Source organism: Streptomyces sp. NPDC005423 (assembly GCF_040606415.1).
Classification (GTDB): Bacteria; Actinomycetota; Actinomycetes; order Streptomycetales; family Streptomycetaceae; genus Streptomyces.
This window is the reverse complement of the sequence record NZ_JBEXET010000054.1, coordinates 33,880-45,034: the sequence shown is the minus strand read 5'-3', so window position 1 is coordinate 45,034 and position 11,155 is coordinate 33,880. Positions and strand designations below refer to the sequence as shown.

7 protein-coding genes are annotated in these 11,155 nt (G+C 73.7%); 5 read left to right on the top strand and 2 right to left on the bottom strand.

The features are described from left to right. Positions 1-214 precede the first annotated feature (214 nt). The 3 genes from ABZT12_RS34735 to ABZT12_RS34725 all read left to right on the top strand — a co-directional run bounded on the left by ABZT12_RS34735 (position 215) and on the right by ABZT12_RS34725 (position 4,303). Positions 215-400, top strand: coding sequence for a hypothetical protein (locus ABZT12_RS34735; protein ID WP_356392318.1), 186 nt, complete (start codon positions 215-217; stop codon positions 398-400). Between the two features lie 368 nt (positions 401-768). Next, complete coding sequence (locus ABZT12_RS34730) at positions 769-3,861, top strand: AAA family ATPase (RefSeq protein ID WP_356392315.1); 3,093 nt, start codon at positions 769-771, stop codon at positions 3,859-3,861. 46 nt (positions 3,862-3,907) lie between these two features. Beyond that, the gene (locus tag ABZT12_RS34725) at positions 3,908-4,303 is read left to right on the top strand and encodes a DUF6191 domain-containing protein (protein ID WP_356392323.1); all 396 of its coding nucleotides are present in this window, start codon (positions 3,908-3,910) and stop codon (positions 4,301-4,303) included. Here ABZT12_RS34725 and ABZT12_RS34720 read toward each other — a convergent pair. Continuing rightward, on the bottom strand, positions 4,260-5,468 hold the full coding sequence (locus ABZT12_RS34720) for a PQQ-dependent sugar dehydrogenase (RefSeq protein ID WP_356392312.1): 1,209 nt from the start codon (positions 5,466-5,468) through the stop codon (positions 4,260-4,262). The two genes, ABZT12_RS34725 and ABZT12_RS34720, sit on opposite strands and share 44 nt — an antisense overlap. A 57-nt stretch (positions 5,469-5,525) precedes the next feature. Further along, positions 5,526-6,524: an aldo/keto reductase gene (locus tag ABZT12_RS34715; RefSeq protein WP_356392309.1), complete on the bottom strand. Its 999-nt coding sequence runs from the start codon at positions 6,522-6,524 to the stop codon at positions 5,526-5,528. A 75-nt stretch (positions 6,525-6,599) separates the two neighbouring features. Between ABZT12_RS34715 and ABZT12_RS34710 the strand changes: the two genes are divergently transcribed. Next, the gene (locus tag ABZT12_RS34710) at positions 6,600-7,550 is read left to right on the top strand and encodes a 2-hydroxyacid dehydrogenase (protein WP_356392306.1); all 951 of its coding nucleotides are present in this window, start codon (positions 6,600-6,602) and stop codon (positions 7,548-7,550) included. 440 nt (positions 7,551-7,990) lie between these two features. Further along, on the top strand, positions 7,991-11,029 hold the full coding sequence (locus ABZT12_RS34705) for an EAL domain-containing protein (RefSeq protein ID WP_356392303.1): 3,039 nt from the start codon (positions 7,991-7,993) through the stop codon (positions 11,027-11,029). Positions 11,030-11,155 lie beyond the last annotated feature (126 nt).

Below are 11,155 nucleotides of genomic sequence, written 5' to 3'. Positions count from 1 at the left end.
GGTCCCCGCGTCCGCCCCCGCGCCCCGCGCAGCACACCCCGCCGCTCCGTAAGCATGCTTACGGAGCGGCCCGGGACCCCTTACGCACGTCTGAGGCCCGTCCGGTCCCGCAAGATGCGGAACTCTCCCGATGTGGCGGACCCCCCTGGGAGACGAAGGTCGTGGCATCGCACCGAGCGAGGCCAGAAACCGCACTCCGCCGAGGGACTCCGTCATGTACGAGTACGAACTCCACCAGATCCGTTCCGCCGAACTGCGCCGTCGGGCCGCCGACGAGCGGCTGGCCCGCGAGGCCGTCCAAGGCCGCCGCGCCGCCCGCCGCGACGAGGCCCTACGAGCCGCCGAGGAGGACCCGCACACCGACCGCCCCCGCCGCCCCAGGTTCGCCCGCGCGTGGTGAACGCCGGGGGGCGACGAGACGCCCGTGACGTGCCCGCCCCGACGACTCCCGCCCTGACGACACCCGGCCCGGCTGCCTCCGGCCCGCGACCGTCGGACCGAGGGGCGCCCGGCCCGCAACCGTCCGGCCGAGGGGCGCCCGGCCCGCGAGCGTCGGACCGGGCGGTGCCCGCCCGCGAGGCCCCCGGCCCGGGATCCGCGGCCTCGGAAGTGCTGCCCCGAGGGCCGGCCGAGCGCCGAACTCCCGGCTGCGCCAAAACAGTTGGAGGTCGGCCGAGGATGATGTCCGTGGCCGGTAAGTCTGCCGGGCGGGGTCGTGCGCAGGGCGGGGCGGCGAAAACCGGTGCCGGATTGTCAGACCCGCGTGCGATGCTCGCACCCGTGGAAACCCGGTCCGTCAGTCCCGTCTTCGTCGGCCGCGCCGACGAACTGGACACACTGAACGACGCGCTCGCCCGCGCTGCCGCGGGCGAGCCGCAGGCGTTGCTGCTCGGCGGTGAGGCCGGCGTCGGCAAGACCCGGCTCGTGGAGGAGTTCGCCACCGCCGCCTGCCGTCAGGGCGCCGTCGTCGCCCTCGGCGGCTGTGTCGAGATCGGCGCCGACGGACTGCCGTTCGCGCCGTTCTCCACCGCCCTGCGCGCCCTGCGCCGCCAACTCCCCGCCGAACTGGCCGCCGCCGCGTCGGGACAGGAGGAGGAGCTGGCCCGGCTGCTGCCCGAGCTCGGCGAGGCGCCCGCCGCCCGGGGCCACGGCCGGCCCGACGAGGAGGGCCTGGCCCGCCTCTTCGAGCTCACCGCCCGTCTCCTGGAGCGCGCCGCCGCCCACCGCACGGTGGTCGTCGCCCTGGAGGACCTGCACTGGGCGGACGCCTCCACCCGCCACCTCCTCACCTACCTCTTCCGTACGCTGCGCACCGGCCGCCTCCTCGTCCTGGCCACCTACCGCGCCGACGACATCCACCGCCGCCACCCCCTGCGGCCGTTGCTCGCCGAGCTGGACCGGCTGCGCACCGTCCGCCGGATCGAGCTGGCCCGTTTCAACCGGGACGAGGTGAGCCGCCAGATCGCCGGCATCCTCGCCGCCGAACCGCCCGCCGCCCAGGTGGACCAGATCTTCGAACGCTCCGACGGCAACGCCTTCTTCGTCGAGGAACTCGCCGTCGCCGCCCACGAGGGCTGCCGCACCGGCCTCACCGACTCGCTGCGCGATCTGCTCCTGGTCCGCGTGGAGTCACTGCCCGAGAGCGCCCAGCGGGTCACCCGGATCGTCGCCGAGGGCGGCTCCACCGTCGAGCACCCGCTGCTCGCCGCCGTGGCCCGGCTCTCCGAGGACGACCTCATCGAGGCGCTGCGGGCCGCCGTGGGCGCCAACATCCTGATGCCCGCGCCCGGGGGCGACGGCTACCGCTTCCGCCACTCCCTGGTCCGCGAGGCCGTCAGCGACGACCTGCTGCCCGGCGAGCGCTCCCGCCTCAACCGCCGTTACGCCGAAGCCCTGGAGGCCGACCCCACGCTCGTCCCCGCCGGCGAACGCGTCATGCGGCTGGCCACCTACTGGTACCACGCCCACGACCCCGCCAAGGCGCTGCCCGCCGTCCTCGACGCCTCCGTCGCGGCCCGCCGCCGGCACGCCCACTCGGAGCAACTCCGGTTCCTGGAGCGGGCGATGGAGCTGTGGGACGCGGCCCCCGAGACCGTACGCGGCCAACTGCGGCCCGCCGACTGCGTCGAGGCCTACCCGCCGCCGCTCTCCGAACGGCGCGGCGGGACCGCCGCCGGCTGCGAGCCCGAGGCCGCGCCGCTGCGCTACCTCGACCTGATGGCCGAGGCCGCCGTCGCGGGCCGGCTCTGCGGGGAGCGCGAGCGCGCCCTGAAGATCATCAAGCGGGCCCTGCGGCTCCTGGAGGACGAGGGCGATCCGCTGCGCGCCGCCTGGTTCTGGGTCCAGCGCTCCCGTCTGGTCCGGGCCCAGGCCCGCGGCGACGGCTGGCCCGAACTGGCCACCGCCCAGGAGCTCGTACGCGGTCTGCCGCCCTCCGAGGTGCACGCCGAGGTGCTGGTCAGCGTCGCCAACTGGTCCATGGTCCATGTGCCGGGACCGGAGGCCTACACGGCCGCCGAGCGCGCGGTCGAGTACGCGCGGATGGTGGGCGCCCACGAGATCGAGATGGACGGCCGCCTCACCCTGGGCGGCCTGATGATCGAGTCCGGTGACGTCGAGGCCGGACTCGCCGAGATGGTCGAGATCAACAAGCGGACGGTCCACGACGGCCTCTCCTCCGTCGCCAGCCGCAGCTACGTCAACCTGCCGTCCGCGCTCGAATCGATCGGCCGCTCCCGCGAGGCGGTACCGGTCCTGGAGGCGGGCATCGCCTTCACCCGCCGGTACGGGCTCCTCGACAAGGAGGCCTGGATCTGGGGCAACCTCGCCGAGTCCCTTTACACGCTGGGCCGTTGGGACGAGGCGGCCGAGGCCGCGACCCAGGCCGAGCGGGTCGGCCTGAGCGCCCAGCCCCGCGGCTTCCACGCCCGCCTCCGCGCCGAACTCGCCCTCGCCCGAGGCAATCTGCCCGAAGCGGCACGCCAACTCGCGGCGGCGCGGAAGCACTTCGGCACCCATGACGACAGCCCCCAGCATCTGCTGCCCCTCGTGGGCATCGCGATCGGCATCGCAGGCGCCGAGGGCCGCCTGGACGATGCCCGCGCCGAACTCGAAGGCGTCCTGCGCGCCGGCCTCCCGCCGGGCGCCCAGCGCGACGCCTGGCCCCTGCTGCGCACCGCCGCCGAGGTGGAGGCCCGTGCCCCCGGAGTGCCCGCCGCCGCGCCGGGCCGGCCGGAGGCGCTCCGACGCCTCCGCGAGGCCGCCGGCCGCCTGGCCGCCAACGTCCCCGTCTGGCGCGCCCACGAACGCTGGGTCCGCGCCGAACTCCGGCACGCCGAGGGGTGCGCCCGCCCGGAGGACTGGTCCGAGGTGGTCACCGCCTTCGAACCCCTCGACCGCCCCTACGACCTCGCCCGCGTCCGGCACCGCCTCGCCGAGGCCCTCCTCGCCGACCCCGACGGCGGCGACGACGAACGCGACCGCGCCACCGACCTGCTCCGGCTGGCCGGTGCCGTCGCCGGCCACCTCGGCGCCCGCCCGCTCACCGCGTCCGTCGCGCGGCTCGCCCAGCGCGCCCGACTGGCCCTCGCCCGGGTTCCCGCGCGGGCACCGGCGGCCACCGACCCGGTGGCGGCCCTCGGCCTCACCAGCAGGGAACGGGACGTGCTGCGCCTGGTCTCGGCCGGCCGCACCAACCGGCAGATCGCGGAGGAACTCTTCATCTCCCCGAAGACGGCCAGCGTCCACGTCTCGAACATCCTGGGCAAGCTCGGCGTCTCGGGACGAGGGGAGGCCGCGGCCGTCGCGCACCGGCTGGGGCTCTTCCCGCCCGACCCGCTCATCGCCCGTCCGGCGGGATGAGACGTACGGTGGAGGGAACGGGCAACGGGGAGGCACCGTGTTCAACATGTTCGAGGAGCTGTTCGCGCCGGGCCGCAAGCACACCCAGGACGAGGCGAACCGGCTCGCGCTGACCCGGGTCGACGTCGGGGACGGTGATTCCGGCCGCGGACCGATAGACCTGGAGTCCGGCCGGGTCGTCGTACGCCTGGAGGACGGGGCCGGCCATCCGAACGACCCGGACCACGCGGACCACGCGGACGACGCAGACGGCTCGGACCAAGCGAACGGCTCGGACCAAGCGGACGAACCGGGTCAAGCGGGCGGCTCAAGCCACCCGGGCGGCCCGGACGGTCGTCCCGGCCGCCCTGACGGTGATCCGGAGGACCCGGCCGCCCACGACGACAACCCCTCCGCCGCTACGACACCTCCAGCTCCAGAATCCGGTCGTCCCCCGGCTTAGGCGTGCCCCGCCCGTCCGTGTTGCTGGTGGTGACCCACAGCCTGTCGTCGCCCGCCGGGACGACCGCGCGCAGCCGGCCGTACGTTCCCTTGAGGAAGGACTGCGGGGCCGCCGCCGCCTCCGTGCCCTTCAGCGGGACACGCCACAGCCGTGTCCCCTTCAGCCCCGCCATCCACAGCGAACCCCGCACGTAGGCGAGACCGCTGGGGGAGGCGTCGTCCGTGTGCCACTGGGCGATCGGGTTCTGGTACTTCGGATCGCCGGACCTGCCCTCGACCACCGGCCAGCCGTAGTCGGCGCCCGGCTTGATCGCGTTCAGTTCGTCCCAGGTGTCCTGTCCGAACTCCGAGGCGTAGAGCCGCTGTTGCGGGTCCCAGGCGAGACCCTGCACATTGCGGTGGCCGTAGCTGTACACCGGTGAGCCCGGGAAGGGATTGCCCGGGGCCGGGTCGCCCTCCGGGGTCAGCCGCAGGATCTTGCCGCCCAGCGACTTCCTGTCCTGCGCGAGCCCTCGCTGTCCGCTCTCACCGGTGCCCGCGTACAGCATCCCGTCCGGGCCGAACGCGATCCGCCCGCCGTTGTGGATGAAGCCCTTGGGGATGCCCTTGAAGACGGTGTCCGGGGCGCCGAGCTGCTCACCGGCGGGCTTCTTCGCGTCGTAGAGCAGTCGCACGATGCGGTTGTCGGAGGCTGAGGTGAAGTACGCGTAGATCATGTGGTCCGAGGCGTACCCCGGGGAGAGCGCGATGCCCAGCAGGCCGCCCTCGCCGGCCGGGGAGACCCCGGAGACCGTGCCGAGCACCGTCTTCCCGCCGGTCTTCCCGGCCACCCGGGTGATCGTCCCGTCGTCGCGGGAGGAGACGAGCAGGTCGCCCCCGGGCAGCGGGGCGAGCGCCCAGGGGGTCTTCAGGCCCTCGGCGAGCGTGCGCACCACCTTCACCGTGCCCTTGGCCGGCGGGGCCTGTTCGGTCGCCCGAGTGGAGGGGGCCGCAGCCGTCGCCGTACCACCGGACGACGGGACGGACGAAGGGGCCGCGCCCGGTCCGCCTCCGCCGCCGGCGGAGCAGGCGGCCGTCAGCAGGAGGGCAGAGGCGGCCAGTACGGCCGGCACGGCTCGATGTCGCACGATCGGGGTCCCTTCGACGCGGCGGCTTCTTCCTGTCATACACCGCCCGCGCCGCCCGGGTTCCCGGTCACCGCACTCCGACGCACGATCGAGCCGTCAGTCCCACGACCCCAGCGCCGCCGGCAGCTCCGCGATCTCCGCGAGATCCTCCGGCGTCAGCCGCAGCGCCGCCGCCCCCGCGTTCTCGGCCACCCACCGCTCGTGCTTGGCGCCCGGCACCGCCACCACCTGCCGCCCCTGCGCCAGCACCCATGCCAGCGCCACCTGGGCGGCCGTCACCCGCTCGCCGTGCCGCTCGGCCACCCGGCGCAGCCCGACCACGATCGGTTGGTTCGCCGCCATCATCTCGGCCGTGAAACGGGGATGCCGGGCCCGTACGTCGTCCGGTTCGAACCCCTCGCCGGGAGTCAGCGTGCCGGTCAGGAAACCGTTGCCGAGCGGCATCGCCGCGAGGAACCCCACCCCGCGCGCCGCACACCACGGCAGCAGCGCCTCCAGCGCCTCCGGTGACCACACCGACAGCTCGGCCTCCACCGCGCTCACCGGGAACACCTGCTGTACGCGCGCCAGTTGGCGGATCGTTCCGTCATGGAGCCGCGCTCCCGGCCGCCGTCCGGAGCGAGCACCCACCGCGCAGAGCCCCAACGCCCTTACCTTTCCCGCCCGTACGAGATCGGCCATGGCGCCCCAGGTCTCCTCGACCGGGACCTCGGGGTCGGCGCGGTGCAACTGGTAGAGGTCGATCACATCCGTCTGGAGCCGGCGCAGCGAGGCGTCGCACGCTCTTCTCACGTACCCGGGGCGGCCGTTGGCCACGATGTGCTGCTCGCCCACGAGCAGGCCGACCTTGGTCGACACGAACGCGTCCCGCCGCCGCTCCCTCAACACCCGCCCCAACAGCAGCTCGTTGGTGAACGGGCCGTACATGTCGGCGGTGTCCAGAAGCGTCGGCCCCTGGTCGAGTGCCCGGTGCACGGCTCTCAGCGACTCGTCGCCCCGCTGCCGGGAGCCGCTGTAGGCCCAGTTCATCGGCATACAGCCGAGTCCGACGGCCCCCATCGCGAGTGCCCCCGCGCCGATCGTCCTGCACTCCACCTGCTCGCGACCCTTCCTCTCCCGGCACCCAACCTAACCTCTGCGCGCGCATCGCCCTGACATAGCCTCCTGACCATGACTTCTGACGTGTGGCTGCCCATCCCGCCGGACCAGATCGAGGGGCTCCCCGAGGGGCCCGCCTACCGGTTCTGGGACGGGGGCGAGGAGTTCCCGGCGGATCCGGCCGAGTGCGCGCTCTACGTCGTGCCGTACATGAAGTCCGGTGAGACCGGCCTGCGGCCCCTGCCCGGGATGCGCGCGGTCCAGGTCGTACAGACGCTGTCGGCCGGCGTCGACCACGTGCAGCCGGGCCTCAAGTACCTGCGTCCCGGGGTGCGGTTGTGCAATGCGCGCGGGGTGCACGAGGCGAGCACCGGCGAACTCGCCCTGACGCTGGTCCTGGCCTCACTGCGCGGTGTCCCCGACTTCGTGCGGGCGCAGGACAGGCAGGAGTGGCTCGGCGGTTTCCGGCCCGCCCTCGCCGACCGTTCCGTCCTGATCGTCGGCTACGGAGCCATCGGCTCCGCCATCGAGGACCGGCTCACCGGGTTCGAGGTCGCGCGGGTGGCGCGCGTCGCGCGCTCCGCGCGCACCACGGAGCGCGGCCCCGTGCACCCGCTCGCCGACCTCCCGGCGCTTCTCCCGGAGGCGGACGTCGTCATCCTCTCCACGCCCCTCACCGAGACCACCCGGCATCTGGTCGACGCCGCGTTCCTGGCCCGCATGAAGGACGGCGCGCTGCTGGTCAACGTGGCCCGCGGGCCGGTCGTCGACACCGAGGCGCTCCTCGCCGAGGTGGGGAGCGGCCGGATCACCGCCGCCCTGGACGTCACCGACCCCGAACCGCTGCCCCCGGGCCACCCGTTGTGGCAGGCGCCGGGCGTGCTCATCTCTCCGCACGTCGGAGGGCCCACTTCGGCTTTCCTGCCGCGCGCCAAACGTCTGATCGTCGACCAGTTGGACCGTTTCGTGAACCGGAGGCCGTTGCGCAACGTGATCCTTACTACGGGCGAGACGGTGAGGTAGTCCGCGAGGGCCGGGCGCTCAGCCTCCACTTCCGAGGCTTTCCGCAACCCCCTGGAAGCGGCGCGTACTTGCGGCACCATCGTCCGTTACGGAGCGTAGAGGAACTATGTCCCTGAGTGACGAGACTGGTGTATCGTCCCGACAGGGGCTGCGCCGCGCACCGTTCGGCGCCGGGGACGGAATCTCAGTGTGTGAGGGGGGCGACGGGCGATGCACGGTCTATGGACGGGCGATCCGACGCGGCGGGGCCGCCGACGGCGACCCTGGCGCACTGCCGCGCACCGGCGCGGCCACCACGCGAGTCACGGCTGTCACGGCGCACACGGCTCGCACAACAGTCACCACCATCACCACCACGGGCACAGCGGCCGCCACCAGCACGCGCATCCGGCGCCCCGGGACCCGAGGGACCCCGGAGCGGTAAGCGCCAGGAGGGTCCGGTGACCGCGCCGCCGTCGCCCACGACCACCCTTGACGGAGCGCTGCGACCGCAGCCCGCGCCCGGAGCGCGGCTGCCCCGCACGCCGGCTCCCGGCAGTGCGGGAAGCACGGTGCAGCAACTGGCCCTGGCCCTGGTCTGCGCGGGATACGCCGTCGGTTCCGCGCTCGACTGGGGCTCGGCCCAACTCGCCCGGATCATGGGCGACTTCGGCCTGAGCGCCGCGGCCGGCAGCGCCGCCGTCTCGTGCTTCCTCTACGCGCGCAGCCGCCGTATCCGCTTCCGGCCGGCCTGGCTGCTCTTCTCGCTCTCGTCCGCGATGGCCGCCCTGGGCAACGCGGTGTGGGGCTGGTACGAGGTGGTGCTGCACCGCGCCGTGCCCAGCCCCAGCTGCGCCGACCTGTTCTTCCTCTGCTTCGCCCCGCCCGCCATCGTGGGCCTCCTCGTCCTCGCCAAACGGCCGGTCACCAAGGCCGGTTGGGTCTGTCTCGCCCTCGACGCCTGGCTGATCGGCGGCTCCCTGCTCACCATCTCGTGGAGCCTCGCGCTCGCCCAGGCGGCCAGGTTCGACGGGCCCAGCGTCGCGCACACCGCCCTGTCGCTGGCGTACCCGCTGCTGGACATCGCCCTCGTGAGCATGGTGCTGGCGCTGCACTTCCGCCGCTCGCCGGTGAACCGCGCCGCGGTGAACACCGCGATCGGCGCGCTCGCCCTGACCGTGATGTGCGACGCCCTGTTCACCTCGCCGCTGCTGCACAACCGGTACCACTCGGGGCAGTTGCTCGACGCGGGCTGGTTCGCCGGCTCGCTGCTCCTGGCGTACGCCCCCTGGGCGGCCCCCCGGTACCCGCAGGGGGAGGAGACCGGGCACACCCGCGTGGTCCACGAGCACGTGCCCGGCGGACGGTCCGGCGGCCCGCACCCCGCACCCGTGCCGGGCGCCGACCACATCCGGTACCCGGTCACCCGGCCGATCGCCGGCTCGCTGGCCGCGCTCACCCCGTACCTCGCCGCGGCCGTCTGCACGCTGGGCGTCCTGTACAACGTGCTCAACGGCCACAGCGTCGACCGCGTGGTACTGATCACCGCCGGCTGCGTGGTGCTCGCCCTCGTCGTGCGCCAGGGCATCATGCTGCTCGACAACATCACCCTCACCCAGGAACTGGCCCAGAAGGAGAACCACTTCCGCTCCCTGGTCCAGGGCTCCAGCGACGTCATCATGATCGCCGCGCCGAACGGCATCCTGCGCTACGTCTCCCCGGCCGCCGCCGGCGTCTACGGCCGCCCGGCGGACGAACTCGTCGGGACCGAACTCGCCTCGCTCATCCACCCGGAGGACCTGGGCTGCGTGGTGCACGAAGTGCGCCGCTTCCTCGCCGCCAGCCCCGCGGAGGAACCCACCACCCGCATCGAGTGCCGCTTCCGCTCCGGCGACGGGGGCACCTCCCGCTCCGGCGAGGCCGAGAGCGGCGGAAGCTGGCTCAACGTCGAGTCCACCGTCAACCGCCACCACGGCGGCCTGATCTTCAACAGCCGGGACGTGACCGAACGGGTGCGCCTCCAGGCCCAGTTGCAGCACAACGCGGAACACGACCCGCTCACCGACCTGCCCAACCGCGCCCTGTTCACCAGACGCGTCCAGCAGGCGCTCTCCGGCCGCCGCTCCACCGACCGGGGCACCGCCGTCCTCTTCATCGACCTCGACGGCTTCAAGGGGGTCAACGACACGATCGGCCACCAGGCCGGCGACGAACTCCTCATCCAGGCCGCCCGCCGGCTCCACGACGCGGTCCGCTACGGCGACACCGCCTCCCGGCTCGGCGGCGACGAGTTCGCGGCCCTGATCGTCGGCGACGGCACCCGGGACCGCGCCGCCCGCGAGCGGCACATCATGGACCTCGCCGACCGCCTGAGAGTCACCCTGTCCCAGCCCTACCTCATCGACGGCAACGATGTCCGCGTCGCCGCCTCCATCGGCGTCGCCTTCGCCGAACCCGGCCTCGGCGCCGGCGAACTGCTGCGCAACGCGGACCTCGCGATGTACCGCGCCAAGGGCGCCGGCAAGGGCCGGGTCGAGCTGTACGCCCCGCAGATGCAGCAGGACGTCGTACGGAAGGCGGAGCTGGCCACGCGGCTGCGGGCGGCGCTGCACGACGGCGAGTTCGCGCTGCTGCACCAGCCCGTGGTCTCCCTGGCGGACGGCCGGATCGCGTCGGTCTCCGCGCAGGCACGCTGGCGCTCCTCGCAGGGCGTCCTCTTCACACCCGCCGAGTTCCTGCGGGTGGCCGAGGACAGCGACCGGACGGCCGAACTCGGCCGCTGGATGCTGGAGGAGGCCGTGCGGCAGGCGGCGGAGCGGGCCGCGACCGGACTCGCCGTGCCGGTGGCCGTACGGATGAGCGCCCGGCGGCTGCTGGACCGCTCGATGCCGCTGGGCTCCGTCGAGGCGCTGCTCACCCGGCACGGCCTGCCCTCCGGGTCGCTGGTGATCGAGCTCTCCGACACCGATCCCCGGGTCTCCCTGGACGAGTTGGAGCGGCGGCTCAACGCGCTGCGGCGGCTCGGCGTCCGGATCGCGCTGGACGGCTTCGGCAGCGGCTACGCGGCGATCACCGCGCTGCGCCGGCTCCCGGTGGACGTACTGAAACTCGACCGCGGCCTGGTCGAGGGCGTCGTCGAGTCCGCGCGGCTGCACAAGATCACCAGCGGGCTGCTGCGGATCGCCGGAGACCTCGGGCTGCACTCCGTGGCCGACGGGGTGGACCTGCCGGAACAGGTGGTCGCCCTGCGCGCGATGGGCTGTACCCACGGACAGGGCATGGCCTTCTCCGGACCGCTGGAGGAGCACCGGCTGCGCCGGGCGCTGGCGCGGGCCCACTATCCGGTGCCGCGCGGCCCGGCCGAGCCCGTCTTCGCGGGCGGGGGAGGGGAACGGGTGATGGAACGGAGCGCGGGGGTGTACACCAGTGGGGTGGCCGCCGTTCTGGGCGGTGGAACGGCCCTTCGCTCACATAATGAGACTCCCGTCCCACCCACTTGACAGTCGAGGCGTGCCGGGGGGAGGGTCAATGCCATGCGCACCCGAATTCTCGTACTTGGACAGCGCGTCGGCTGAAGCTGGTGACATCCGGACGGACCCGGAACTCCCAGCGACCGCACCCGGCGC

Bases quoted from the DNA above. Each gene is read 5' to 3' on its own strand.
- ABZT12_RS34720 (WP_356392312.1), bottom strand. From the start codon at position 5,468: ATGACAGGAAGAAGCCGCCGCGTCGAAGGGACCCCGATCGTGCGACAT.
- ABZT12_RS34735 (WP_356392318.1), top strand. From the start codon at position 215: ATGTACGAGTACGAACTCCACCAGATCCGTTCCGCCGAACTGCGCCGT.
- ABZT12_RS34730 (WP_356392315.1), top strand. From the start codon at position 769: ATGCTCGCACCCGTGGAAACCCGGTCCGTCAGTCCCGTCTTCGTCGGC.
- ABZT12_RS34710 (WP_356392306.1), top strand. From the start codon at position 6,600: ATGACTTCTGACGTGTGGCTGCCCATCCCGCCGGACCAGATCGAGGGG.
- ABZT12_RS34725 (WP_356392323.1), top strand. From the start codon at position 3,908: ATGTTCGAGGAGCTGTTCGCGCCGGGCCGCAAGCACACCCAGGACGAG.